The sequence below is a fragment of the Streptomyces sp. NPDC087310 genome (assembly GCF_044744405.1).
Taxonomy (GTDB): domain Bacteria; phylum Actinomycetota; class Actinomycetes; order Streptomycetales; family Streptomycetaceae; genus Streptomyces.
Genome location: NZ_JBIUYF010000008.1, coordinates 172,639 through 198,565 on the forward strand (window position 1 = coordinate 172,639; position 25,927 = coordinate 198,565).

Annotated in this window: 23 protein-coding genes; 11 read left to right on the forward strand and 12 right to left on the reverse strand. The window is 69.4% G+C overall.

The window, feature by feature from the left end; translation table 11 throughout:
- Positions 1-17: 17 nt before the first annotated feature.
- Together ACIO3P_RS29375 and ACIO3P_RS29380 are read right to left on the reverse strand one after the other, a co-directional pair.
- The gene (locus tag ACIO3P_RS29375) at positions 18-1,562 is read right to left on the reverse strand and encodes an MFS transporter (protein WP_401854361.1); all 1,545 of its coding nucleotides are present in this window, start codon (positions 1,560-1,562) and stop codon (positions 18-20) included.
- Positions 1,559-2,107, reverse strand: coding sequence for a TetR/AcrR family transcriptional regulator (locus ACIO3P_RS29380; RefSeq protein WP_401793085.1), 549 nt, complete (start codon positions 2,105-2,107; stop codon positions 1,559-1,561). Before ACIO3P_RS29380 ends, ACIO3P_RS29375 begins: the two co-directional genes overlap by 4 nt.
- A 71-nt stretch (positions 2,108-2,178) precedes the next feature.
- On the opposite strand from ACIO3P_RS29380, the gene ACIO3P_RS29385 reads away from it, so the two are divergent.
- Positions 2,179-2,688, forward strand: coding sequence for an HAD domain-containing protein (locus tag ACIO3P_RS29385; RefSeq protein ID WP_401854359.1), 510 nt, complete (start codon positions 2,179-2,181; stop codon positions 2,686-2,688).
- 39 nt (positions 2,689-2,727) lie between these two features.
- Here ACIO3P_RS29385 and argH read toward each other — a convergent pair whose 3' ends face one another.
- Together argH and ACIO3P_RS29395 are read right to left on the reverse strand one after the other, a co-directional pair.
- Positions 2,728-4,158: an argininosuccinate lyase gene (argH, locus tag ACIO3P_RS29390; protein WP_401854356.1), complete on the reverse strand. Its 1,431-nt coding sequence runs from the start codon at positions 4,156-4,158 to the stop codon at positions 2,728-2,730.
- Positions 4,159-4,287: 129 nt separating this feature from the next.
- On the reverse strand, positions 4,288-5,481 hold the full coding sequence (locus tag ACIO3P_RS29395) for an argininosuccinate synthase (protein ID WP_329821466.1): 1,194 nt from the start codon (positions 5,479-5,481) through the stop codon (positions 4,288-4,290).
- 218 nt (positions 5,482-5,699) lie between these two features.
- On the opposite strand from ACIO3P_RS29395, the gene ACIO3P_RS29400 reads away from it, so the two are divergent.
- The 6 genes from ACIO3P_RS29400 (at position 5,700) to ACIO3P_RS29425 (ending at position 11,387) form a co-directional block, all read left to right on the forward strand.
- The gene (locus tag ACIO3P_RS29400; RefSeq protein WP_401854354.1) at positions 5,700-6,644 is read left to right on the forward strand and encodes a hypothetical protein; all 945 of its coding nucleotides are present in this window, start codon (positions 5,700-5,702) and stop codon (positions 6,642-6,644) included.
- Between the two features lie 138 nt (positions 6,645-6,782).
- Positions 6,783-7,403 carry a pyridoxamine 5'-phosphate oxidase family protein gene (locus ACIO3P_RS29405; protein ID WP_329824404.1) on the forward strand — a complete coding sequence of 207 codons (621 nt, stop codon included), beginning with the start codon at positions 6,783-6,785 and terminating at the stop codon, positions 7,401-7,403.
- A gap of 52 nt (positions 7,404-7,455) precedes the next feature.
- Positions 7,456-8,250 (forward strand): L,D-transpeptidase family protein, encoded by a 795-nt coding sequence (locus tag ACIO3P_RS29410; RefSeq protein WP_329824405.1) that lies wholly within the window; start codon positions 7,456-7,458, stop codon positions 8,248-8,250.
- Positions 8,251-8,344: 94 nt separating this feature from the next.
- Positions 8,345-9,712, forward strand: a complete 1,368-nt coding sequence (locus ACIO3P_RS29415; protein WP_329824653.1) for a ferredoxin reductase family protein — start codon at positions 8,345-8,347, stop codon at positions 9,710-9,712.
- A gap of 8 nt (positions 9,713-9,720) precedes the next feature.
- Complete coding sequence (locus ACIO3P_RS29420; RefSeq protein ID WP_401854351.1) at positions 9,721-10,614, forward strand: FMN-binding protein; 894 nt, start codon at positions 9,721-9,723, stop codon at positions 10,612-10,614.
- Entirely contained in the window at positions 10,614-11,387 is a 774-nt protein-coding gene (locus tag ACIO3P_RS29425; RefSeq protein WP_401854349.1) for an FAD:protein FMN transferase, read from the forward strand. Before ACIO3P_RS29420 ends, ACIO3P_RS29425 begins: the two co-directional genes overlap by 1 nt.
- Positions 11,388-11,508: 121 nt before the next feature.
- Here ACIO3P_RS29425 and ACIO3P_RS29430 read toward each other — a convergent pair whose 3' ends face one another.
- From ACIO3P_RS29430 to ACIO3P_RS29455, 6 genes are all read right to left on the reverse strand, one after another.
- Positions 11,509-12,045 carry an arginine repressor gene (locus ACIO3P_RS29430; protein WP_329824408.1) on the reverse strand — a complete coding sequence of 179 codons (537 nt, stop codon included), beginning with the start codon at positions 12,043-12,045 and terminating at the stop codon, positions 11,509-11,511.
- 23 nt (positions 12,046-12,068) lie between these two features.
- Positions 12,069-13,256 (reverse strand): acetylornithine transaminase, encoded by a 1,188-nt coding sequence (locus ACIO3P_RS29435; protein ID WP_329824409.1) that lies wholly within the window; start codon positions 13,254-13,256, stop codon positions 12,069-12,071.
- Positions 13,253-14,182: an acetylglutamate kinase gene (argB, locus tag ACIO3P_RS29440; RefSeq protein WP_329824410.1), complete on the reverse strand. Its 930-nt coding sequence runs from the start codon at positions 14,180-14,182 to the stop codon at positions 13,253-13,255. Before argB ends, ACIO3P_RS29435 begins: the two co-directional genes overlap by 4 nt.
- Positions 14,179-15,333: a bifunctional glutamate N-acetyltransferase/amino-acid acetyltransferase ArgJ gene (gene argJ, locus ACIO3P_RS29445; protein ID WP_329824411.1), complete on the reverse strand. Its 1,155-nt coding sequence runs from the start codon at positions 15,331-15,333 to the stop codon at positions 14,179-14,181. The genes argB and argJ overlap by 4 nt, the downstream gene beginning before the upstream one ends.
- Complete coding sequence (gene argC, locus ACIO3P_RS29450; protein ID WP_401854346.1) at positions 15,330-16,358, reverse strand: N-acetyl-gamma-glutamyl-phosphate reductase; 1,029 nt, start codon at positions 16,356-16,358, stop codon at positions 15,330-15,332. Before argC ends, argJ begins: the two co-directional genes overlap by 4 nt.
- A 449-nt stretch (positions 16,359-16,807) precedes the next feature.
- Complete coding sequence (locus ACIO3P_RS29455; protein WP_401854344.1) at positions 16,808-17,200, reverse strand: ester cyclase; 393 nt, start codon at positions 17,198-17,200, stop codon at positions 16,808-16,810.
- A 126-nt stretch (positions 17,201-17,326) separates the two neighbouring features.
- On the opposite strand from ACIO3P_RS29455, the gene ACIO3P_RS29460 reads away from it, so the two are divergent.
- From ACIO3P_RS29460 to ACIO3P_RS29475, 4 genes are all read left to right on the forward strand, one after another.
- Positions 17,327-17,905: a PadR family transcriptional regulator gene (locus ACIO3P_RS29460; protein ID WP_401854341.1), complete on the forward strand. Its 579-nt coding sequence runs from the start codon at positions 17,327-17,329 to the stop codon at positions 17,903-17,905.
- A gap of 20 nt (positions 17,906-17,925) precedes the next feature.
- Entirely contained in the window at positions 17,926-18,906 is a 981-nt protein-coding gene (locus tag ACIO3P_RS29465; protein ID WP_401854339.1) for an NADPH:quinone reductase, read from the forward strand.
- A 923-nt stretch (positions 18,907-19,829) separates the two neighbouring features.
- The gene (locus ACIO3P_RS29470; RefSeq protein ID WP_316735422.1) at positions 19,830-20,090 is read left to right on the forward strand and encodes a helix-turn-helix transcriptional regulator; all 261 of its coding nucleotides are present in this window, start codon (positions 19,830-19,832) and stop codon (positions 20,088-20,090) included.
- Between the two features lie 225 nt (positions 20,091-20,315).
- Entirely contained in the window at positions 20,316-21,788 is a 1,473-nt protein-coding gene (locus ACIO3P_RS29475; protein ID WP_401854337.1) for a UvrD-helicase domain-containing protein, read from the forward strand.
- A 246-nt stretch (positions 21,789-22,034) separates the two neighbouring features.
- Here ACIO3P_RS29475 and ACIO3P_RS29480 read toward each other — a convergent pair whose 3' ends face one another.
- Positions 22,035-25,385, reverse strand: a complete 3,351-nt coding sequence (locus ACIO3P_RS29480) for a hypothetical protein (RefSeq protein ID WP_401854334.1) — start codon at positions 25,383-25,385, stop codon at positions 22,035-22,037.
- On the reverse strand, positions 25,386-25,823 hold the full coding sequence (locus tag ACIO3P_RS29485) for a hypothetical protein (RefSeq protein ID WP_401854332.1): 438 nt from the start codon (positions 25,821-25,823) through the stop codon (positions 25,386-25,388). It abuts the gene before it with no gap.
- Positions 25,824-25,927 lie beyond the last annotated feature (104 nt).

A 25,927-nucleotide genomic window follows, 5' to 3' on the forward strand; every position in this document is an offset into this window, starting at 1 on the left:
CTCCCTCCTTCACTCCCTCACTCCTCGGGAATCACCCCCTCCGCCAGCTTCTGGCCCTTCAGCAGGAACCAGGCGGCCGCCGCCGTCGCCAGCAGCACCGCCGCGCCGAGGCCCGACGCCAGGCGCAGGCCGTCGACGAACGCGCCCTGGGCCGCGGCGAGCAGCTCCGTGCCGCCCGGGCCCGGCAGGGTGGCCGCCGCGTCCACCGCGCCGCCCAGCGACTGGTGGGCCGCCGCTGCCGTGTCCGCGGGGATGCCGGGGGGCGTGGGGAAGTCCCGGTAGACGCCGGTGACGATGGAGCCGAGCAGCGCGATACCGAGCGCCGCGCCCAGTTCGTACGCCGTCTCCGAGACCGCGGAGGCCGAACCCGCCTGCTCCTTGGGGACGCTGGAGAGGATCACGTCCGCGGTGACGGTGAAGGAGAAGCCCGCGCCGGCCCCGACGAGCAGCAGCACGGTGCCCAGCAGCGGATAGCCCGTGGACTGGCTCAGCCCGGTCATCACGGCGAGGGGCACACCGATCGCCGCCAGGCCGCCGGCCACCACCGCCCGTACGGAGAACCGGCGCGCGGCCCGGCCGGCGAGCAGCCCGGTCGTCACCGCGCCGACCGCCGCGGGGAGTTCGGCGAGTCCGGCCTCCAGCGGGCTGCGTCCCTGGACCAGTTGGAGGAACTGCGACAGGAAGAAGACCAGCCCGGACAGGCCGAGGATCGTCAGCAGATCGGCCAGTACGGCGCCGGAGAAGCCCCGGTGGTGGAAGAGGCGTACGTCCAGCAGCGGGGTGGGCAGGGTGAGCTGGCGCCGTACGAACCAGTACAGCGCGGCCACGCCGGCCACCGCGATGACCGCGACGCCCCAGCCCGCCCCGTGCGCCGCGACCTCCTTGATCGCGTACACGACGCCGACGACGCCGATGAGTGAGAGCGCCACGCTCAGCAGGTCCCAGGGGCCGGGGGCCGGATCCTTCGACTCGGGGAGCGTGCGGATGCCGACGAGTACGAGCACCGCCATCACCGGCAGGTTGATCAGGAAGACCGAGCCCCACCAGAAGTGCTCCAGCAGGAAGCCGCCGACGACCGGGCCGACCGCCGCGCCGGCCGACGCCATCGCGCCCCAGATGCCCACGGCGAGACTGCGCTCCCGGGGATCGTGGAAGAGATTACGGATCAGGGCGAGCGTGGCCGGCATCAGGGTCGCGCCCGCGACCCCCAGCAGCGCCCGCGCCACGATCATCATCTCCGGGCTGGACGCGTAGGCGTTGAGCACGGAGATACCGCCGAACGCGACCGCGCCCGTCAGCAGCAGCTTCTTGCGGCCGATGCGGTCGCCGAGGCTGCCCATCGAGACCAGCAGGCCCGCGATGACGAAGGAGTAGATGTCGCCGATCCACAGGAGCTGGGTGCCGGACGGCTTGAGGTCCTCGCTGAGGAAGGGGGTGGCGAGGCCGAGCACGGTCGCGTCGACGGCCACCAGGAGCACCGCGAGAACGAGCACGGCGAGCGCGATCCAGCGACCCGGGCGGGGCCGGAACTCGGCTTCCGCCGCCGGGTGGGTGCTGATCATGTGTCCACGCTCCGTCGCGCTCCGCCGAGCAGCAACTCGACGATCATGTACTGGAAGTCCTTGGCGGCGACCCGGCCGTCGTGGATCGCCCAGGCGCCGGCGCCGATGAGCCCGTACAGCGCCTCGGTCAGCCAGGCGGGGCTGAGGTCGATCCGGAAGTGGCCCTCCTCCTGTCCGCGCCGGAAGAGCGCGGAGAACCGGGCGTCGATCCGGTCCCAGCCCTCGTTGACCTCACCCTCGAAGAGCTGGTTCTCGGTGACGAGGAAGGCGAGGAGCCCGGCGGAGGGCTCGACCCGCGCGACGAGCCGGCGCAGCGCCTCGTCCGCGGGGCCCTCGTCGATCCCGGCGCCGTCGAGCGCGGTCTCCAGCTCCTGGAGGCCCAGCGCCTCCAGCGCCTTGATCAGCGCGTCCCGTCCGGCGAAGTGCCGGTGGAGGGTCGCGCGCCCGATGCCGGCGGCGCGGGCGACCTCGTCCATGGTGGCGGTCGCCTTGCGGGTGAGCAGGGCCGCCGCGGTACGCAGCACCTGGTCGCGATCCATGGTCATGAGGCAACCATAACCCGAATGAGACATCAACGTCTCATTCAATACGATGATCTACCAGAGAGGTGGGGTGGATGAAACCGCTGCTGCTGATCGATGTCGACGGTCCGCTCAATCCGTACGACGCCCTGGCGGACGCGCGGCCCCCGCGCGGCTACACCAGGCATGTGATGCGCCCGGCGGCCTGGCCGTATCCGCAGCCGCTGTCCGTGCTGCTCAACCCCGGCCACGGCGCGGAGCTGCTGGCCCTCGCCGACCGCTACGAACTGGTCTGGGCCACGACCTGGGAGGGCGACGCCAACGAGTGGATCGGGCCGCGGCTCGGGCTGCCGGAGCTGCCGTACATCGGCTGGCCCGAAACGCACGGAAAGGCCCCTCGCGGGACCTTCTGGAAGACGCGGTACGTCCTGGAGTACGCGGCCGGGCGGCCGTTCGCCTGGATCGACGACGAGATCACGTCGTACGACCGCGAGTGGGTGGAGCGGGAACACCTCGCCGCCGCCCTGCTGCTGCGCGTCGACCCCGGCATCGGACTGACCCGGCCGGACTTCGACGCGCTCGCGCGCTGGGCGACGGCGCTGTAGAGCTTGCTTGCTTCCTTCTCTTCCCGCTACTGCTTCCTGCTACTGCTTCTTGGCGGTGGCCCAGGCGTGCTGTATCACCAGGTCCGCCTTGACCTCCGCGAGCTGGACGGCCACTGCGGAGGGGGCCGTGCCGCCCCGGCCGTTGCGGGAGGCCAGCGAGCCCGCCACGTTGAGCACCGAGCGGACGTCCGGGGTGAGATGCGCGGAGATCTTCGCGAACTGCTCGTCCGTCAGCTCGTCCAGCTCGATACCGAGGGACTCGCACTCCTTGACGCACTCCCCCGCGACCTCGTGCGCCACCCGGAACGGCACGCCCTGGCGGACCAGCCACTCCGCGATGTCCGTGGCGAGCGAGAAACCGGCGGGGGCCAGCTCCTCCATCCGGGTCCGGTTGACGGTCAGCGTGGCCATCATGCCGGTGAAGGCGGGGAGAAGGACCTCCAACTGGTCGCAGGAGTCGAAGACCGGCTCCTTGTCCTCCTGGAGATCGCGGTTGTACGCGAGGGGCAGCGCCTTCAGCGTGGCGAGCAGCCCGGTCAGATTGCCGATGAGCCGACCCGACTTGCCGCGCGCCAGCTCCGCGATGTCCGGGTTCTTCTTCTGCGGCATGATCGACGAGCCGGTGGAGAACGCGTCGTGCAGGGTGACGAAGGAGAACTCCTTCGTGTTCCAGAGGATGATCTCCTCCGCGATCCGCGACAGGTTGACGCCGATCATCGCGGTGATGAAGGCGAACTCGGCCACGAAGTCGCGCGAGGCGGTGCCGTCGATCGAGTTGCCCACGGAGCCGCGCTCGAAGCCCAGGTCGGCGGCGACCGCCTCGGGGTCGAGCCCGAGCGAGGAACCGGCCAGCGCGCCGGAGCCGTACGGGGAGACCGCCGTGCGCTTGTCCCACTGCCGCAGCCGCTCCGCGTCCCGGGACAGCGACTGCACATGCGCCAGCACATGGTGCGCGAAGAGGACGGGCTGGGCGTGCTGGAGGTGCGTACGGCCGGGCATGGCGACGTCCGGGTTGGCCTCGGCGAGACCGACCAGCGCGTCCTGGAGGTCGGCGATCAGCCCGCCGACGATCCGCGCGTGGTCGCGCAGGTACATCCGGAAGAGCGTGGCGACCTGGTCGTTGCGGGAGCGGCCGGCGCGCAGCTTGCCGCCGAGGTCGGCGCCGAGGCGCTCCAGCAGCCCGCGCTCCAGCGCGGTGTGGACGTCCTCGTCGGCGACGGTGCCGGTGAACGAGCCGTCGGCGACATCCGCTTCGAGCTGGTCGAGACCGGCGATCATGCGGGTCAGTTCGTCGGCGGTGAGCAGCCCCGCCTTGTGGAGCACGCGGGCGTGGGCGCGGGACCCGGCGATGTCGTACGGCGCGAGCCGCCAGTCGAAGTGGACCGACGCCGACAGAGCCGCCAGCGCGTCCGAGGGACCGTCGGCGAAGCGTCCGCCCCAGAGCCGGACGTCACCGTTGTTGCTGCTCACTGCTGAACTCCTTGGAGGGTTCGTGAAGCCTCGAACGTGAAGCATGGAACGCGAACGTGAAGCGTGGAGGAAGTACGGCCGCCTCCCCCGCGGCGGAGGAAGGGGAGGCGGCCGTCGTACGGGCGCGGGTCAGGCGAGGTCGCGCCGGGCGGCGATCTTGGAGGAGAGGCCGAAGATCTCGATGAAGCCCTGGGCCTTGGACTGGTCGAACGTGTCGCCCGAGTCGTAGGTGGCCAGGTTGAAGTCGTACAGCGACTCGTCCGACTTCCGGCCGGTGACGACGGCGCGGCCGCCGTGCAGCGTCATCCGGATGTCGCCGGTGACGTGCTGGTTGGCCTCGTTGATGAAGCCGTCCAGGGCGCGCTTGAGCGGGGAGAACCACAGGCCGTCGTAGACGATCTCGCCCCAGCGCTGCTCGACCTGCCGCTTGTAGCGGGCCAGCTCGCGCTCGACCGTGACGTTCTCCAGCTCCTGGTGCGCGGTGATCAGCGCGATGGCGCCGGGCGCCTCGTAGATCTCCCGGGACTTGATCCCGACGAGCCGGTCCTCGACCATGTCGATCCGGCCGATGCCCTGGGCTCCGGCCCGCTCGTTGAGCTGCTGGATGGCCTGGAGGACGGTGACGGGCTTGCCGTCGATCGCGACGGGGACGCCCTCCTTGAAGGAGATGATCACCTCGTCGGCCTCGCGCGGCGTGGCCGGGTTCGAGGTGTACTCGTACACGTCCTCGATCGGGCCGTTCCAGATGTCCTCCAGGAAGCCCGTCTCGACGGCGCGCCCGAAGACGTTCTGGTCGATGGAGTACGGGGACTTCTTGGTGGTCGCGATCGGGAGGTTCTTCTCCTCGCAGAAGGCGATCGCCTTGTCCCGGGTCATCGCGTAGTCGCGGACCGGGGCGATGCACTTCAGGTCCGGGCCGAGCGCGGTGATACCGGCCTCGAACCGCACCTGGTCGTTGCCCTTGCCGGTGCAGCCGTGGGCGACGATGCCCGCGCCGTGCTTCTGGGCGGCGGCGACGAGGTGCTTGACGATCGTCGGGCGGGAGAGGGCGGAGACCAGCGGGTACCGGTCCATGTAGAGGGCGTTGGCCTTGATCGCCGGGAGGCAGTACTCCTCGGCGAACTCGTCCTTGGCGTCCGCGACCTCGGCTTCCACCGCACCGCAGGCGAGCGCGCGCTTGCGGATGACGTCCAGGTCCTCGCCGCCCTGGCCGACGTCCACGGCAACGGCGATGACCTCGGCGCCCGTCTCCTCGGCGATCCAGCCGATGGCGACGGAGGTGTCCAGGCCGCCCGAGTAGGCGAGTACGACGCGCTCGGTCACGGGTTTCTCCTTACGGTGCATTCACTGACAGGCATAACTATGCACCCGTCCGTATGATTCGTCAATCTCGATGAGATTGGAGTGATGTTTGAACGGCGCGCGCCCTCGCCTCGTACACCTCACCGAACGCAGGCGCCGCGTTGTACGAACCGAGGTCGAGCCGTCCGGCCACTCACCGGACGACTCCCACCCCACCCTTATCCGAGTGAGGTTTCCGCATGTCCAGGGCTCTTCCGAAGTACAACAAGCGCCGTGTGCTCATCGCCGGCGGCGCCGCCGCGGTCGTCCTGTCCGGTGCCGTGATCGCCGGTAACGCCTTGGCCGGGGAGGGCGACAGCAGTACGGCGGCCGGTTCGCCGGGCACGGTGAGCTGCCCGGCCGTCGCCGGCTCGCTGCCCGCGATCCCGGCCTCGGCCCAGGCCGAGATCGACCGTAACCTCGCCCTCCTCGACACCCAGATCGCGGAGGCGAACAAGCGGCTCGTCGACACGGTCGGCCAGGGCGGCCCCAACTTCGTACAGAACGCGATCCTCGGCCCGCTGGAGGACAAGCGCGTCGCCACCATCAACCGCATGGCCACCGCCATCGGCCGCACCGCCGAGAAGCCCGCCGGACTGGACGCGCTCGCCCCCTGCACCCTGAACGCGGCGGGCGGCGGGGCGGGGGACGCCGGCGCCGGTGACGCGGGTGCCGGGGACGCCGGGGCTGGAGATGCCGGTGCCGGGGACGCGGGCGCTGGAGACGCGGGCGCTGGTGACGCCGGAGCCGGAGATGCGGGTGCCGGAGATGCCGGTGCTGGTGACGCCGGAGCCGGGGATGCCGGTGCCGGTGACGCGGGCGCCGGGGACGCCGGAGCCGGGGACGCGGGCGCCGCGGGTACGGTGAACTGCCCCGACGTCGCCGGCTCGCTGCCCGCGATCCCCGCCTCCGCCCAGGCCGAGATCGACCGTAACCTCGCCCTGCTGAACACCCAGATCGCGGAGGCCAACCAGCGGATCACCGACACCGTCGGCCAGGGCGGCCCCAACTTCGTACAGAACGCGATCCTCGGCCCGCTGGAGGACAAGCGCGTCGCCACCATCAACCGCATGGCCACCGCCATCGGCCGCACCGCCGAGAAGCCCGCCGGACTGGACGCGCTCGCCCCCTGCACCCTGAACTGACCCACTGACCCACTGACCGTGGACCGACCGGTCTGACCGGGAACGCCGTTGCCGCTGACGAGTGGCGACGGCGTTTCCGGCATCCCCGCGCTCCCGGCGTCTCGGCGTCCGTACGGGTGCGGAGCGATAATCGCCCGTATGGGGAAACGCTATGAACGGATCGACGGCAGAATCCGCGCCTTCATCGAGGACCAGCCCGTTTTCTTCACCGCCACCGCACCGCTGGCGGACGACGGCCACGTCAACCTCTCGCCCAAAGGGCGCGCCGGGACCCTCGTCGTGGTCGACGAGCTGACCCTGGCCTATCTCGACTTCGGCGGCAGTGGCGCCGAGACCATCGCCCATCTCCGGGAGAACGGCCGCATCACCCTGATGTGGTGCGCCTTCACCGGGCCGCCCAAGGTGCTGCGGGTGCACGGCCGGGGCGAGCCGGTCTTCCGTGACGACCCGCGCTGGGCCACGTACATCCCGTACTTCGCGGACGCCGACGGACCGGCCGCCCGCGCGATCATCGTCATCCACGCCGTGCGGATCGCCGACGCGTGCGGATTCGCCGTCCCCTTCATGGAGTACCGCGAGGAGCGCACGCAGCACGCCGAGCACTTCGGGCGGAAGTCCGACGAGGAGTTCGCCGCGTACTGCGCGCAGAAGGAGCACGTCCCGGTGAGCCTGGACGGGCTCCCCGCGCTGCCGATGCCCCTGCCCCCGCGGACGGACCTCGCCGACCGGCCGGCTGAATCCGGGCTGCGTTCGGCCTAGCGCGGCGGCTTCCGGGAGGACGGGGGGCGGACCTGGCACGTACGGTCCGGCCATGCGCACCGCTCGTAGCACTCGTCCTGCTCGTACGGCCCGTAGCACCCGTACCGCTCGCGCCGCCGTCGTCCTCGCCGCCGTCACCCTCCTCACCCTGGTCACCGGCACGGCCGCCGCCCGCACGGACCGGCCCGTCGACACCCCGCTGCCCGAGCGGATGGCGGACACCGGTGGCGGCAGCCAGCTCCTCACCGCCGAGGCGCCCGACACCGGCTCGACCACCGGCCGGCTCACCTGGTGGGACCGGCGGGACGGCCGGTGGGTGGCCGCCGGCTCCGCCGCCGCGCGCTTCGGTTCCGGCGGGCTCACCGAGGGCGACAGCCGCCGGCAGGGCACCTCCACCACCCCGACCGGGGTGTACGACCTGCCGTACGCGTTCGGGATCGCCCCGGCGCCCGCCGGGACCGCGTACTCCTACCGGCCCGTGACCGGGTCGTCCTGGTGGTGCCAGGACAACGACTCCCGTGACTACAACCGGTGGGTGGAGGGGCTGCCGGCGGACTGCCGGGCCGCCGAGGCCGAGCGGATGGCGGACTACACGGAGCAGTATGCCCACGGCATGGTCATCGGCTTCAACTACGACCGTCCGGTGCGCGGCCGGGGCGCCGGGATCTTCCTGCACGTCAACGGCGCGGGCGCGACGGCCGGTTGTGTCTCCGTACCGGCCGACGCGATGCGGTCCGTGCTGGCCTGGGCCGACCCGGGGCGTGCCCCGCACATCGCGATCGGCACGGTCGACGGGCCGACCGCACTGACCTCCGTCACCCGGTTCGGAGGAACCACCAAAGATTGAACTCGTCGCGCCACGGCCCCTCTTCTTTGAACCCGCCGTCATTCAAATCCGTATCGGCGGACACGGAGGAGAGTTGAGGTGCAGTTCCGTGGCGATGATGCACAACGGTCGGGCCGCCAGACGGCAGACCATGCGCGCGATCAGCCCCCAGCGGTCGGGCGCGCTGCCCCTGCTGGTGATGTGCTGGGCGGGCGCGGCGGCCGTCATGGCGCTGTGGTGGCAGAACACCGCGGTCGTCCACATGGCGCTGGCCGAGTGGCTGATCGGCGGCGGCCGGCTCACCGGGCTGCTGGGCGGCTATCTGATCGCGATCGTGGTGCTGCTGATGGCGCGGGTGCCCGCGCTGGAGCGGCGGGTGGGCTCCGACCGGGTGGCGCGCTGGCACGCGGTGGCCGGCCGGTACGCGGTGAGCCTGGTGATCGTCCATGTCGTGCTCACGGTGTGGGGGTACGCGGTCCAGGCGAACAGCCCGATCGTGGCGCAGACCATCAGTGTGATCACCGAGTTCCCGCGGATGATCGAGGCGACGATCGGGACGGTGCTCCTGATCCTGGTCGGCTTCGTCTCGGCCGGGACGGTGCGCCGCAAGGTGCGCTACGAGACCTGGTACTACCTGCATCTCCTCACCTATGTCGCGGTGTACCTGACGTTCTGGCACCAGCTCGCCACCGGCGCCGAGTTCGTCGGCAACCCGACCGCGCGGACCGTCTGGTACGTGCTGTACGCCACGGCCGGCGCCCTGCTGTTCTGGTACCGCGTCCTGACCCCGGTCCGGCTCAACATGCGCCACCGGATGCGGGTCGACTCGACGGTGTACGAGGCGCCCGGTGTGGTCTCCGTACTGATCACCGGGCGGCGGCTGCACCGGATCGGCGCGCAGCCGGGCCAGTTCTTCCGCTGGCGGTTCCTCACGGACGGGCTGCGCTGGAGCTCCAACCCGTACTCCCTGTCGGCGCCGCCTCGGCCGGATCTGCTGCGGATCACCGTCAAGGCCAACGGCGAGCACAGCGAGGCCCTGGCCCGGCTGGAGCCGGGCACCCGGATCTGGGCGGAGGGCCCGTACGGCGCGCTGACCGCGGGCCGGCGCAGCCAGGAGAAGGTGCTGATGATCGCGGGCGGCGCGGGGATCACCCCGATGCGGGCGCTGTTCGAGACACTGCCCGGTGAGCCCGGCGATCTGACCCTGCTCTACCGGGCCAGCAAGACCGAGGACCTGGCGCTGTGGAGCGAGCTGCGCCAGATCGCCTCGGCGCGCGGGGCGCGGCTGCTGTACGCGGTCAACGGCCCCGACGGGGTCAGGCCCGAGATCACTCCGCAGCGGCTGCGCGAACTGCTGCCGGACATCGACGACCACGACGTGTACATGTGCGGGCCCGCCGGGCTCGCCCGTCAATCGTACGAAGCACTGCGCGAGGCGGGCGTGCCCGCCCGGCGCATCCATCACGAGTCCTTCGAAATGTGAGGCAGCCGGTGAAGAGGAAGCATCCGCTACGGCGGATCATGATCGGTGTCGCCGCGACCGCGTCGGGCATAGTGCTGCTGCTCGCGCTGAAGCAGCCCGGCGGGTCCTCGGTGGTCGGGGCGACGGCGCCGCCCGGCGCGGCCGCCGGCGCGTCGGCGGGGGCGGCGGGCGCCACGGGCGCACAGCCACTGCTCGGGGACGCCGTGAACACCCAGTACGGGCCGGTGCAGGTGCGGCTCACCATGGCCGGCGGGAAGATCACCCAGGCCGAGGCGGTGCAGGCACCGGGCGCCGACGCGCGCAGCAAGTCGATCACGGCCGACGCCGTACCGAAGCTGAACCAGGCGGCGGTCGCGGCGCAGAGCGCGCAGATCGACGCCGTGACGGGCGCCAGCTACACCAGCAAGGGCTACCAGGAATCGCTCCAGAGCGCCCTGGACAAGGCGGGTGCGGGCGCCACGGGCGGTGCGGGCGCCACGGGCTCCACGGGCGGGGGCGCGGGCAGCGGCTCGGCCGACGCGAGCGGCCCCGGCGCGGGCGCGGACACCGGAGCGGGTACCGGCGCGGACGCGGGTGCGGACGCGGGCGCCGACACCGGCGCGGCTACGGGAGGGGCGCCCACCGCCCCGAAGACCGTCCTCGGCAACCCGGTCGACACCCAGTACGGCACGGTCCAGGTCCAGATCACCGTCGCCGACGGGAGGGTCACCGCGTCCGACGCGGTCCAGGCTCCCTCCGCGGACGCGCGCAGCAAGTCGATCACCGCCGGTGCCGTACCGAAGCTGAACCAGGCGGCGGTCACCGCGCAGAGCGCACAGGTCGACGCCGTGTCCGGCGCCAGCTACACCAGCAAGGGCTACCAGGATTCGCTCCAGAGCGCGCTCGACAAGGCGGGCCTCTGATGGCGCCCGAAGGGGTGCGGCTGCGCCATGTCGAGGAGTCGATGGGCACGGTCTTCTCGTTCGACATCCGTGGGGTACGGGACCGGCCGCGGGTACGAGCGGGGCTTCAGGCGGCGGTGGCCTCGCTGCACCGGGCGGACGAGATCTTCTCGACGTACCGCCCCGACAGCCAGATCTCGCGGCTGAACCGGGGTGAGCTGACGCTCTCGGGTTGTCTGACGGAGGTCGTGGAGGTGCTCGACCTGTGCGCGGAGGCCGAGCGCGAGAGCGGCGGCTGGTTCACCCCCGGCTATGCGGGCGGTGTCGACCCGACGGGGCTGGTGAAGGGCTGGGCGGTGGAGCGGGCGGCCCGGATGATCGCCTCGTCCGGGGCGGCCTCGGTCTGCCTCAACGGCGGCGGCGACATCCAACTGGTGGGCGGCCCCTGGCGGGTGGGCATCGCCGACCCGCTGCACCCCGGTGAACTGGCCACGGTGGTGGAGACCCACCAGGGCCTGGGCGTGGCCACCTCGGGCCCGGCGGAGCGCGGCTGCCACGTCCTGGACCCGCACACGGGCGAGGCCCCGGCGGGCGGCCTTGCCTCGGTCACCGTGGCCTGCCAGGAGGGCGTGACGGTGGCGGACACCCGGGCGACGGCCGCGTACGCGATGGGCGACCGGGCGAGGGAGTGGCTGGAGTCCCTGCCGGGCACCGAGGGCTTCGCGGTCACCCCGTACGGCGACACCTGGGCGACGAGCGGCTTCCACCGGCATGTCGCGACGGTGGGGGTCTGAGCGGCGGCGCCGAAGCGTCGTACGGGGCCGCCGAAGCGTCGTACGGGCGGCCCGGGGGACAACCCGGGCCGCCCGTACGGCCGTTGGAGAGTGAGACGTTGGAGGGTGAGACCCGCGGCGCTCAGCGGTCGTTCTGCGCCAGCTTCAGCAGGTGGTCCGCCAGCGCTTGGCCGCCGGCCGGGTCGCGGCTGATCAGCATCAGGGTGTCGTCGCCCGCGATCGTGCCCAGGATGTCGCTCAGTTCGGCCTGGTCGATGGCGGAGGCGAGGAACTGGGCCGCGCCCGGAGGCGTACGCAGGACCACGAGGTTGGCGGATGCCTCGGCGGAGATGAGGAGTTCACCGGCGAGGCGGCGCATCCGCTCCTCCTTCGCCGATCCCCCCAGCGGGGCGTGCGGGGTGCGGAAGCCGCCCTCGCTGGGGACCGCGTAGATCAGTTCGCCGTTGGTGTTACGGATCTTGACGGCGCCCAGTTCGTCCAGGTCGCGGGAGAGCGTCGCCTGTGTGACGCTCAGCCCGTCGTCCGCGAGCAGTTTCGCCAGTTGGCTCTGGGAGCGCACCGGCTGCCGGTTGAGGATGTCGACGATCCGGCGGTGGCGGGCTGTTCTGGTCTGCGGCACGGACGGCCCGCCGTGCTCTGCTTCCTGGGCGTCGGTCATCGTCGTCGTCTCATTTCTCAGGATCATCCGTCCCCGTGCGCGTCGTCGAGGATGCCCGGCAGGGCTTCCAGGAACGCGTCCACCTCGCTGTCGCCGATGATCAGGGGAGGCATCAGACGTACGACGTCGGGGGCGGGGGCGTTCACCAGGAAACCGGCACCCTGGGCCGCCTGTTGCACCGTCGGCGCGAGCGGCCCGGTGAGCACGATACCCAGCAGCAGTCCCGAGCCGCGGACATGGGAGACGAGCGGGTGGCCCAGACCCTCGACCCCGTCGCGCAGTTTCTCGCCGAGCCGCTTCACCTGGTCGAGGCGTCCGTCGGCGGCGAGCGTGTCGAGCACGGCGAGTCCGGCGGCGCAGGCGACCGGGTTGCCGCCGAACGTCGTACCGTGCTGGCCGGGCTTGAGCAGGTCGGCGGCGTCCCCGAAGGCGAGGGCCGCGCCGAGCGGCAGTCCGCCGCCGAGGCCCTTGGCGAGGGTGACGACATCGGGCTCGACGCCCTGGTGCGCCTGGTGCTCGAACCAGCCGCCGGTCCGCCCGATACCCGTCTGCACCTCGTCCAGGACCAGCAGGGTGCCGGTGGCGCGGGTGATCTCCCGGGCGGCCTCCAGATAGCCCTTGGGCGGGACGACCACGCCGTTCTCGCCCTGGATCGGCTCGATGATCACGAACGCCGTCCGTTCGGTGACGGCGGCGCGCAGGGCGTCGGCGTCTCCGTACGGCACGTGGGTGACCTCGCCGGGCAGCGGGAGGAAGGGGGTCTGCTTCGCGGGCTGGCCGGTGAGCGCGAGGGCGCCCATCGTCCGGCCGTGGAAGCCGCCGTCGGTGGCGACCATGTGGGGGCGGCCCGTCAGCCGGCCGATCTTGAAGGCGGCCTCGTTGGCCTCGGCGCCGGAGTTGCAGAAGAAGACCCGTCCCGGGCGTCCTGAGAGCTGAATCAGCCGCTCGGCGAGGGCGACGGGCGGCTCGGCGACGTAGAGGTTGGAGACATGGCCGAGGGCGGCGATCTGGCGGGAGACGGCCTCCACGACCGCGGGGTGTCCGTGGCCGAGCGCGTTCACCGCGATGCCGCCGACGAAGTCGGTGTACGCGGTGCCGTCGGCGTCCCAGACCCGGGCGCCCTCACCGCGGACGAGGGAGAGTCCCGGCGTTCCGTAGTTGTCGGCCATGACGCCCTGCCAGCGCCGGGTCAGCTCCTGGTTGCCGGTCACTTCGCTCCCCTTCCCTCGGTGGTCGTCGTTCCGTTGTCCCGCGCGTCGGGCACGACCATGGTGCCGATTCCCTCGTCGGTGAAGATCTCCAGCAGGATCGAGTGCGGGACCCTGCCGTCGAGCACGCGTGCCGTGGTGACGCCGTTGCGTACGGCGAACAGGCACCCTTCCATCTTGGGCACCATGCCGCTGGACAGCTCGGGCAGCAGGGTCTCCAACTCGGTGGCGGTGAGCCTGCTGATCACGTCGTCGCTGTTCGGCCAGTCCTCGTACAGGCCCTCCACGTCGGTGAGGACCATCAGCGTCTCGGCGCCGAGCGCGGCGGCCAGCGCGGCGGCGGCGGTGTCCGCGTTGACGTTGTAGACCTGGCCGTCGTCGGCGCCGCGCGCCACGGAGGAGATGACCGGGATCCGGCCGTCGCCGAGCAGCGCCTCGATGGCGCCGGTGTCGATCGCGGTGATCTCACCGACCCGGCCGATGTCGACCGGTTCGCCGTCGATCAGCGGCCGGTGCTGGACGGCGGAGATGGTGTGCGCGTCCTCGCCGGTCATGCCGACGGCGAGCGGGCCGTGCTGGTTGAGCAGCCCGACCAGCTCGCGCTGCACCTGCCCGGCGAGGACCATCCGTACGACGTCCATCGCCTCGGGCGTGGTGACGCGCAGCCCGGCCTTGAACTCGCTGACCAGGCCGTGCCGGTCGAGCTGGGCGCTGATCTGGGGGCCGCCGCCGTGCACGACGACCGGCCTGAGCCCCGACTGCCGCAGGAAGACGACGTCCTGGGCGAAGGCGGCCTTCAGGTCCTCGTCGACCATGGCGTTGCCGCCGAACTTGATGACGACGATCTTCCCGTTGTGCCGGGTGAGCCAGGGCAGCGCCTCGATGAGGATCTGCGCCTTGGGCAGCGCGGTGTGCTTGCGGGTGCTCATGAGCTGTACGCGCTGTTCTCGTGGACGTACTCGGCGGTGAGGTCGTTGGCCCAGATGACGGCCGTGTCCGTACCGGCGGACAGGTCCGCGGTGATACGGACCTCGCGGTAGCGCATGTCGACCAGGTCGCGGTCCTCGCCGACGGAGCCGTTCTTGCAGACCCAGACGTCGTTGATGGCCACGTTGAGCCGGTCGGGCTCGAAGGCGGCGCCGGTCGTGCCGATCGCGGAGAGCACCCGGCCCCAGTTGGGGTCCTCGCCGTGGATGGCGCACTTGAGGAGGTTGTTACGGGCGATGGAGCGGCCCACCTCGACGGCGTCGTCCTCGGTCGCGGCGTTGATCACCTCGATGCGGATGTCCTTGGAGGCGCCCTCCGCGTCCCCGATGAGCTGCCGGGCCAGATCGGCGCAGACCGTACGGACGGCCTCAGCGAACGCGTCGTACCCGGGGGTGACCCCGGAGGCGCCGGAGGCGAGCAGCAGCACGGTGTCGTTGGTGGACATGCAGCCGTCGGAGTCGACCCGGTCGAAGGTGGTACGGGTGGCGGCGCGCAGCGCGGTGTCCAGCGCGGCCGTCTCGACATCGGCGTCGGTGGTGAGGACGACGAGCATGGTGGCGAGGCCGGGGGCGAGCATGCCCGCGCCCTTGGCCATGCCGCCGACGGTCCAGCCCTCGCCGCCGGCGACCGCCGTCTTGTGGACGGTGTCGGTGGTCTTGATGGCGATGGCGGCCTTCTCGCCGCCGTGCTCGGAGAGGGCCCCGGCCGCCGCCCCGATGCCGGGCAGCAGCTTGTCCATGGGCAGCAGCAGCCCGATCAGACCGGTCGAGGCGACGGCGATCTCCCCGGCGCTGTGGCCGCCCAGGACCTCGGCGGCGTGCTCGGCGGTGGCGTGGGTGTCCTGGAAGCCCTGGGGTCCCGTACAGGCGTTGGCGCCGCCGGAGTTGAGGACGACGGCGGAGACGGTGCCGCCCTTGAGGACCTGCTCGGACCAGAGGACGGGGGCGGCCTTGACGCGGTTGGAGGTGAAGACGCCCGCGGCGGCGCGGCGCGGACCGTTGTTGACCACGAGGGCCAGGTCGGGTCCGCCGTTCTCCTTGATCCCGGCGGCGATGCCCGCCGCCGTGAATCCCTTCGCTGCGGTGACGCTCACGGTGCCACTCCGATCGTGGTCAGTCCGGTGGACTCGGGGAGTCCGAGGGCGATGTTCATGCTCTGCACCGCGCCGCCGGCGGTGCCCTTGGTGAGGTTGTCGATGGCGCTGACGGCGATGACGCGTCCCGCGGCCTCGTCGTACGCGACCTGGAGCTGGGTGGCGTTGGAGCCGTACACGGAGGCGGTGGCGGGCCACCGGCCCTCGGGGAGCAGGTGTACGAAGGGCTCGTCGGCGTACGCCTTCTCGTACGCGTCGTGCACGTCCTGGGCGGTGGTGCCGGGCCTCGCTCTGGCGGAGCAGGTGGCGAGGATGCCGCGCGGCATGGGCGCGAGGGTGGGCGTGAAGGAGACGGTGACCCGCTCGCCCGCGGCGGCGCTGAGGTTCTGGATCATCTCGGGGGTGTGCCGGTGGCCGCCGCCGACGCCGTACGGGGTCATGGAGCCCATGACCTCGGAGCCGAGCAGATGCGGCTTGGCGGCCTTGCCGGCGCCCGAGGTGCCCGAGGCGGCGGTGATCACGGCCTCGGGCTCCACGAGTCCGGCGGCGTACGCGGGGAAGAGCGCGAGCGAGACGGCCGTGGGGTAGCAGCCGGGCACCGCGACGCGCTTGGACCCCTCCAGCGCGGCGCGGGCGCCCGGCAGCTCCGGGAGGCCGTAGGGCCAGGTCCCGGCGTGCGCGGAGCCGTAGAACCGCTCCCAGTCGGCGGCGTCCTTCAGCCGGAAGTCGGCGCCCATGTCGATGACGAGGACCTCGTCGCCGAGCTGCTCGGCGACGGCCGCCGACTGCCCGTGCGGAAGCGCGAGGAAGACCACCTCGTGACCCGCGAGCACCTCGGCGGTGGTGGGTGCGAGGACACGCTCGGCCAGGGGAAGCAGATGCGGCTGGAGCCCGCCGAGCCGCTGTCCCGCGTTGGAGTTGCCGGTGAGGGCCCCGATCTCGATCCCGGGGTGGGTGAGGAGCAGACGGAGCAGTTCCCCGCCCGCGTATCCGCTCGCCCCTGCCACCGCTGCACGTACAGCCATCGAAAAGCCCTCCTCAGTGATGGCATGACTATACGTAGCGATGCAGTTTTATGCAATGAGATGTCCCGCGGGGGCAGGTGTCCATTGTGACCGAGAGTTTTAGTTGGCACACGGAGCACGCTAGTTGGCACCTCTCGGTCTCGTAACGCTGCGTTGCGGCCGATACCGAAGAAGCCTCCTCACCGTTGGCCAAGCGATGCCACTCCGGCTGAGCGAGGCGACGATCCCATCGAATTCAAGCTATCTGGGCCAGACCGTCATGGCGCATCACTGTGACTGTGCAGCCGATCTGGCGGCTGAGCATCTGACCTGGCGGGTCCGATCAGCTCAGATGCCGGGCAGGGCGGCGGCCCCGTCTCTCCACTGCGCGGTCTTCACGTGAAGCCACGCCAGTGAGAGATGGCTCCGCTGTGCCGGAGCGCGCGAAAAGGTACCCAGCGCGACTGGGCTCACGGCCCCGGTACGGCACCGATCTGCTGCATCACCCCAAGGAGGTCGGGCTGCCCCCGTTCGCCGACGATCCGGCCGTCGGCCAGATAGTAGAAGTTCATGGCCTGCGCCGAGATCTTGTTGCCGCTCGCCGGGATCCCGAAGAATTCACCGTCGTGAGTTCCCCGCATGGTGAACCGCGCGGCGACCGTTTCACCTTCGGTGACCGTCTCCTCCAGCGTCCACTGGACGTCCGGGAAGGCGCTGCGCATCATCCCGAGGACTTCCATGTACCCATCGGGCCCCCGCAGCGGTTCCGGGTGGCTGGGTGCATGGAACACCGCGTCCGGAGAAATGACCTCGCGGGCGAGATCCTCGTTGCCCGTGTTGATGAACTCGACGAAACGGTTCATCACTGACTCGGTGGACTGCGATGGCATCTTGCTGTGCCTCTCCAGAGACGTTTGGGCGGGTACCTGCGAGCGTAATATCGAATCGATGTCCACATCGATTCGATGTTCGCGTGCGAAGATGGACTCATGCTGGAACTCGCGATACTCGGCTTCCTCGCCGAGGGACCCCTGCCTGGACACGAGCTGCGCCGCCGCATCTCACAGCTGACCGGCTATACGCGGCCGGTCAGTGACGGCAGCCTGTATCCGGCGATCAATCGTCTGACCAGGGCGGGTTTGATCGTGCGGCGCGCCGACCCGGCCGCGGGGGCGGCCCGGTACGTGCTCAGCCCGACCGCGGCCGGGCGGGCCGAAATGCTTCAGGGCCTGCGCAAGCCCGCCGACCACGAGATCACCGACTTCACCCGGTTCTACGTCGTCCTGGCATTCCTCTCCCACCTGCCCGACGTGGCCGAACGGCACGCGGTGCTGCGCAGACGGCTGGAGTTCCTGGAAGAACCGGCGAGCTTCTTCTACGACAACGAGCGGCCCCTGCGTGCCGAGGAGGTCGCCGACCCCTACCGGCGGGGCATGCTGCTCACCGCCCGCGCCACCAGTCGCGCCGAACGGACCTGGCTGCGCGAGACCCTCGGGGAGGAACCGCCCGCATTCGACACCGGATGCACCGAGAGCGATCCGCATGCGCCCGCCGCTCCCGCGAGCTGACTGTCCACGGAGGTACCCCCTTGCTTGCTTCCTGGTACGACGACCAGGGACCCGCCGCCGATGTCCTGCACGTCGGTGAACTCCCTGATCCCGTCCCCGGCCCCGGCGAGGTCCGCGTCCGCATCACCGTCTCGGGCGTCAACCCCGGCGACACCAAGAAGCGGCGCGGCTGGCTCGGCTCGTCCATGCCCTTCCCGCGGGTGATCCCGCACAGCGACGCCGCCGGAGTCATCGACACCGTGGGCGCCGGAGTCGACGCCCGCCGCGTCGGGCAACGAGTCTGGGTGTACGGGGCCCAGTCCTACCGCCCCTTCGGCACGGCCGCCCAGTACACCGTCGTCCCTGCGGATCTGGCCGTCCCGCTACCCGACCACCTCAGCGACGAGCTGGGCGCGAGCCTCGGCATCTCCGGTATCACCGCCCACCGCACCGTCTTCGCCGACGGCCCGGTCGACGGCCAGCTGGTCCTGGTCCACGGAGTTCTCGGCGGCGTCGGCTCACTGGCCGCCCAGCTCGCCCACTGGGCCGGCGCCACCGTGATCGCCACCGTCCGCCGAACCACGGACCTCGACCACGTCGACCCGGCCGTCGCCGCCCACGCCGTCGCCCTGGACACCGGCGACCCCGCAGCGGCCATCCGCTCGTACGCGCCACGGGGCGTCGACCGCATCGTCGAGGTCGCGCTGTCCGAGAACGCCGACCTCGACAACGCCGTCGCCGCCAACGAGGCCGTCATCGCCGCCTACGCCACCCGCGCGGACCGCACCGAGATCCCCTTCTGGCCCCTGCTGTTCAACAACGTCACCCTGCGACTGCTCGGCAGCGACGACTTCCCTGCCGAGGCCAAGCGTCAGGCCGCCCGCGACCTCACCTCCGCAGCCGCCGTCGGCGCCCTCACCGTCGACGTCCGCGACCGCTACCCGCTGGACGACATCGCCAAAGCCCACGACCACGTCGACGCCGGCGCTGGCCACGGCCGCATCCTGCTCACCATCCCGTAGAAACGACCGGGTTCGCTGTCAACGCGGTTGCGCACTGGCATGGCGCCACAGACACCACCCTCATGTCCCACATCGCCATGGTCGTCGGCGACAACAGCGGTAACGCCCTGACCGGCAAAATCTGCCTGCCCAGCTCCGCCAGGTCATGTGCTCAGTCCGCCAGATCGGCTGCTCAGTCTCAATCACAGGGACGCCGGGCTACAGGATCGACTAAGCCTGTCACCGATCTACGGGAATGCTGCGCCGACGACAACCGCTCCAGGGCCTCAGTAGTCGACCGAGGGCAGCCCCGTCCGACGTCAGTGCTCCTCCACCCACTCACCAGACTCATTGGGATGCTCCACCGATGGGACATCTACCGAAATCGACCGACTAGCGAACACGACCCTCGGAGCAGCAGGCTCAGGGACGGTAGCTGCTTGAGGAATGGCCATGGCGCAGGCACCGCACGTATCAGCAAGATGCCAAGTTCGCCCCTGGTCCGCACGGATGAGCAGTAGCCGCAGCGGACCGGCACACGGCCCCACGCGCCGGTGCCATGCGCAGCACTTTTCGCGACACTGGCAGGTACGCAGGTGCGGTGGCAGCTGGACCTGCTGCAAGTGACGGGCAAGATGCTGACGAATCGCCTGAACGCTGACGCCTACCGCAGCCGGTCCTCGGAGCAAGCAGGCGCTGCACGTGAGCACTGGCCGCCCAGCTGGACTGCTGATTCTCAGCGTCCAAGCACGTGAAGGCAGGGCGGTGTTCATCGGTCCCTCCAAGCCGTATTCGACGAAGCCGAGTCCCCCGTCAATGGCGGCCCGGAGCGCGGACACGGTAGTGCAGACCTATGCCCTGGCGGGGACGCCTCGATACCCGCACAAATAGGGCAGAGGTCTACACTGCCAGGGCAGTGGTCTGCACCGTCGGATGGTCGGGTGATGATCTCCCCGCCGCCGGATCCCGACCCGACGGCACTGCGGCAGTCCCTCGCCCGTCGGCGCGCGGAGCAGGGCTGGAGTTATGACCAACTTGCCGCCCACAGTGGCCTATCCCGCCGCACTCTGATCGAGATCGAACAGGGTCGCACTGTCGGCTCACTAGCTACCTGGCACGCCCTTGCCCACGCCTTCTCCGTTCCGTTGGGCGAGCTCCTCGATCCGCTGTGCGCCCCTCACGATCCGCCTGGCTCAGCGAGCTGACCTACAGCGATCGACGGCACTCGAAAGGGATTGCCGTCTCGTACGTCAGTTCCAGATTCGGTCGGTTGTCGCGCAGTCATCACCGCATCGAGGGGATAGTGCGGCGCGTGCGCGGCTGATGAGCGTGTCTGTTGGCACTTTTACTCCGGCACCTGCTTCAAGGCAGGTCTCCACGGTTCGCCCGCTCCGACGAGTGGGCTGCTACCCCTTCCGGAGAGCTCATCCATGTCTTTCGCCCCCACCGAAGAACAGTCTGCCGCTGCTGAGGCATTCACCAGTGGTGAACCGCTCGCTATCCAGGCCGGAGCGGGTACTGGCAAAACCTCTACGCTGGCCTTCCTCGCGGAGCAGGCGCCTGGTCGCCGCGGCCGCTATATCGCCTTCAACCGTGCCATCGCGTTGGACGCCGCCAGTCGGTTCCCCGCGACCGTGGCTTGTAAGACTGCTCACTCCCTGGCTTATGCCGCCCTCGGCTACCGCTACCGGGACCGTCTCAACAGCCCGCGCAGGCCTGGCTGGCAGGTCGGACAGGATCTGGGGCTACACGCCCCCGCCCGTATCCAAGGCCAGGATCTACCCCCGTCAACCCTGTCCAACACGAGCCTGCGGGCGGTGGCACGCTATTGCCAGTCCGCCGACCGGGAACTGGCCCACCATCACGTTCCACGTCTACGGGGCCTTGAGACTGAAGAGGCTCATGCGGAACTAGCCGATCTCATCCTTCCGTACGCGATGAAAGCTTGGGCGGACCTACAGTCCCCCCAGGCAGGTACAGTGCGCTTCGAACACGACCACTACCTGAAAATGTGGGCCCTGACAGACCCCGTCCTGAACGGCGACTACCTCTTGTTGGATGAAGCCCAGGACACCAACAGCGTGGTCGAGCAGATCGTCCTCGCGCAGCAAGAGCGCTCGCAGATCGTGATGGTCGGCGACTCGGCCCAGGCGATCTACGGCTGGCGCGGTGCCCGTGACGTGATGGCTGACTTCGACGCCCGTCACCTCACCCTCACCCGCTCATTCCGCTTCGGTCCTGACCTCGCCGACGAAGCCAACCGCTGGCTCACGATCAGCAAGGCCCCGATCCAGCTCACCGGATCCGCCGACATCTCCACCTCGGTCGGCCCACAACTCGGCCACCCCGATGCGGTCTTGTGCCGCACCAACATCGGGGCGATCAGTGAGATTCTCAATCTCTTGAAGGAAGGCGTCCTTCCAGCACTGGTCGGAGGGGGCGCGTCGTTGCGAGGCCTCGCTCAGGCTGCCCACGACCTCATTCAAGGCCGGCGCACCCACCACCCCGAACTCGTGCTGTTCACCACCTGGGCAGCCTTGCGTGACTACGCCGAGCACGACCCCGCTGGCAGCGACCTGCAGCCATTCGCGAACCTGGTCGACGAACACGGCCCAGAGGCGATCCTCCTAGCCGTTGGCCGACTTGTTCCTGAAGACCACGCCCAGGTCACCGTCTCCACCGTGCACAAAGCCAAGGGCCGGGAGTGGGCCCGGGTACGCATCGCCCCCGACTTCACCCCACCGCCCGACACTGACGACATCGATGCCTCTGGGCGCCCCATTCCGGGAGCCATCGATGAGGCGGAAGCCCGCTTGGCCTACGTTGCCGTCACCCGCGCCCGACGTCACCTCGACCCATCGGGCTTGGCCTGGGTTAGCCAGCATCCCGATAACCCGAAATGAACCCCTGGCATCAGGCCATGTCAGAGTCACGGCGTAACGTAGCGACGGCGTGGCCGAGCAGAATCTGTACCCTTCGGTCCAGATGACTACAAGCAGCGGCACGCGGTTGAGTGCGGTATCGATCGCCACCAGGCCGTAGCCACCAGGTACGACAAGCTCGTTTTTCCCGCAGAGCGACCGTGCTGATAGCCGCACTCAATGAGCGGCGTCGGCCTGCGCTTTCGCATCGGGTCCTGGTGGCAAGGCCTACTCCAAGCCCTGATGGCGTCGCTCTGCCTCTTGGTCTTCCCGCCGAGCGTCTGCTTCGTACGACTCCGCAAGCCCCTTAAGCAACTTCCTTGTTCGCGGCCACTCGCGTGCGCGTTCGGCCTGCTCCCGGAAGGACCGGGCCAACTCCGTCTCTTGAACTCCGCCATCCAGGAGTCCCCGGCTGGTCACACCTTGCTTGTTGTAGATACCAATACTGAGACCTCTTTCGAGATCGCTGCTATTGATCTCTTCAAGTAGGTCTCGGACAGCTTCCGGAACCTGCAAGTCGCCCTGGTCGCGCGGGGCGAAAGCAAGGACCTGACCGATCTGCACGTCACCTACCCTGGCGCGATCCCTGGCAGCCAGTTCCGCCCGTGCCGCCATAACCCACGTGCGCAGTACAACCGGGTCGAGGGTTCCGTCGGCCGTAAGTCCTGGACACGTTCGCAAAGCGTGAAGGGCTCGGTAGGCATGGTTCGCGACATTGCGTCTATTCTCCTGTTCTACGGCATCTACCGTATCTTCCTCGGAAGTGGTGCTGGGGCGGAAGGACCACGTCACCAAATCCGCGAACGCCTCAGGGTCCTCGACCAGCGTCTTGTGGAGGATTGGAGCTTTAGCGTCGAATCCGAGCGCAGGCAAGAGTTGCCACTCCAGACTGAGGATGCGTTGACGCCCGACCTGCTCGCAGTGCCGTGCCAGCAGCGCAAATAGATCCTGGAATCGTGAACTGAGTCGCCCGATCTCAGGATCGCTCAACCTAGCTGCGATGAGGTTTTCAAGCCCGGTGACGACAGTCTCGGCGGCCTCTGGAGTGTCCCCTTCCCTGTCGTAGAGGAGGATCAGGTCCAGCGCGGCTGCAGGACGGCCTGCATCCAGCAGCGACCGGGCCGCATCAAGCGCTCGCGGGAAGTTGGAGCCGAGCCCGAAGTAGGAGAACTCACGCCAATAATGTTCTGCTACTTCCGGACTGAGTTCAGCGAGCTTGGACCACGCGGCGGCTGGTTCTGGGGCGAGCCGCAGGATCACTGCCTGAACATGCGGAACCTCTGTGAGAGTAAGAAGCCTGTCGCGGAGATCATTCCCCTGGGTCCACATGCGCCGGCGCATGTACCCAGCCGCGACCTCCTTGGCTGGTGAGGCGTCCTCCTCAAGCCACGACAGCAACTCCTGGTCATGGTCCTCGGAGTGCTCTGCAAGAGCGATGCCCACCAGGTCGGCGAACTCGGTTGCGGAGGCAAGCTCGACGAGAGCCGCCAAACCTCCGTTCGCGACTGTCTCCCCGACCGCAGCGGCCCGCCTGGCGAGGAGTTCCGCGTCGTAGGCAGCGAGGTCGTCACGGCGCCTGATGTCGCCAAGCGTGATCCAGCCGGATTGGAACAACCATGCGTACCGCTTCACCGGATTCCGAGGCTCAAGCGCTTCGCACGCGGCTTGGAGGGGGCGAAGCTCGTCCGCGGGAAGGGCCCACGCGGTGTCCGCATACTCCTGGTGCCGGGCGACCTGATCGCGCAGTGCCCGGTGGAAAACCGCACGCTGATCGTCATCTTCCAGGTCGCCGGCCAGCTCAGTCAGCCGTCGCGCGACCTCAGTGCGGTGTCTGGAAGGGAGAACATCGATTTTGCCGATCAGGTCGGCATACAGCTCAGGGGCGGCGTTGAGTTCGTCAAGGAGCAGGTCGACTACGGTGGTGGTAACACTCCATCGATCATGCGGGGTGACGACGCTGTCCCTTTTCCAGTCACGGAAACGCGGACCAGGATGGCTCATCTGCACAGCGTGGCTGTCAGGAATGAGGTGGAGGAGCAACTTGCGGCCGAGTGCCGGCTGCCTCCGCACCAGCCGTCGGATCACTCTGATGCGGTCCTCGGCGTGGACGGTCGTATTGGGAGCCCACGCGCTGAGAACCCCCACCAGACTCGCGAGGGGACGATTCGAGAGCCGGCCGCCCGGGTCCAAGACAGCCAGCGCAGTCAGTACGTCGACTGCGTCGTCGAAGTGCTCCGGAGACCATGCCAGGATCTCCAAAGACCACAGAAACTCTGTATGTGGAGATCTGGATCCAAGCCCCAAGGTGTCAGGCTGGTTGTCGGTGAACATGGCAACGTGAAGAGGCTTGGTGCCACTAAGGCCCTCGCCCAACGTCTCTATGAACTCCTCCGGAGCAGCCTCAGCCAGCAAGGTGAGCACATCGCCCAGGGAACGCCACAGGCTGTACGTGTCATCAGCGTTGGCCTGCTTCAGCAGATCACGAACCAGCAGCCGTGCCCATCGATCTCCCGTGACACCTTCGGGGCCTCGTAGGTCCGCGCCCAGGGTGCCCAGGAGGGCGAGCGACTGGGCGAGCCCTGCGCGAAGGGTGTGTGAGAAGGACCGTCTCACGCCCATCACGCCGGCCTTCCACCGCTCGCCACGGTCTAGGTCGAGGGTTGGGTCCGTTTCAGTCAGTACCTCCAAGACTGCCGTTCGGAAGAATTGGAGGTCGTCGCTGGTGAGGGATGTACCGAGCAAGGCCCAAGCATCCTCGGCGGCGAGCACGTGCCAGATGCCTTCCTGGTGGCCGAGGAAAGGGATGTCGGAACCGGCAGCAAACTCCCGGGCCCGCTCCTGCAACCCTTCGTATTCAAGTCCCGAGCACTGTCCAACCACACGGCGGTCTTCCCGATTGTCCCCGTTCCAGGAATTCAGCAGGAGCAGCCGTCGGCGGACCACATCGAGAGTCGAGGCCCGTTCCGGTGTGAGTGGCTCCGGGTGGTGGGCCAGGGCTCGCCGCAGCGCGAGCAGGCTGCGGCGACCGAGCGCGCCGAGCCGGGCCGCACGCTCACTCGGCATGCCGTTGGAGAGCAGCAGGGACTCGATGACCTGGCTGTGGAGCCTGGGCACCTTCACGTTGCATGGGGCGCCGGGCATCGCCGCCCACACGAGCTGGTGAGGCTGCTGCTGTGGAATGTCCCGTGCGAGGGCCGGATCCGCGAGGACCAAAATCAAGGGCTGGCGCTGCGTGACCAGTTGCTCGATACCGTGCTTGTCGGAAACGAACAGGACCCTCGCCCCCACCTGAGTGGCCCCCAGGATGCCTTCCTGTTCTAGGGCAGCGGCAACGAAGGCGCAGACTTCGTCGGGGCGCAGATCGCCGCCCAGCGTGATCACCGACCGCCCAGTGGAGAGCAGGGCACTGAAGTCGGCGGCTGCCTTCTCTCTTCCTGCCAGCACCACCACCCGGTCCAGTGGGATGCGCGTCGATCGGAGCCAGATGTCAGTCCACCACGATTCCAGAGACCGCACGCCCGGCTGCGCCTTCCCCAGCCGGTCAGCAAGCCATGCCGTGGTGGCGGGCGCTTGCTCCAACTAGAGGTCGATCCCGTCGAGGTTGTACCCGCGTACCTCCCGCCACCGACCGTCCTCGGTGTGGCGCGCGGACCAGGTTCGGGCATCTCTCCACGTGTCGAGGACGACTTCCACGTAGGTCACGTCTTGGGTCGCGAGCCCCTTCGGACCTTTGATCCTCTTCTCGTAGTCATCCTCGGCCTTGCTGTTGCCGCCGCCAACAGACAACTCCCACACCGAAGTTCCCTCGGGCACGAACGCCGACGGTCCCGACGCAGTGACGATGCCGTCGAAACCGCCGACGGCAGTGCCGGAGCCGCCGGGCATGTCCAGCGATTCCAAGCCGCTTGCGGTCTCGGCTATCAAGCGCCGGATCAGCAGCGGGAGGACGGTATCGAAGCCCGCGTCACCACGCGCCTTGCGAAGATCGTCACGATCAATTGGCGGCCATGCAGTCATGCTCCGACGGTACTGCTACCCACTGACACTCCTTCCGGATTCAACTCCGTCGACCCCGTCCTCGTTCGCCTCATGCTCATCCACAGCCCGGGGTTCGACATCTC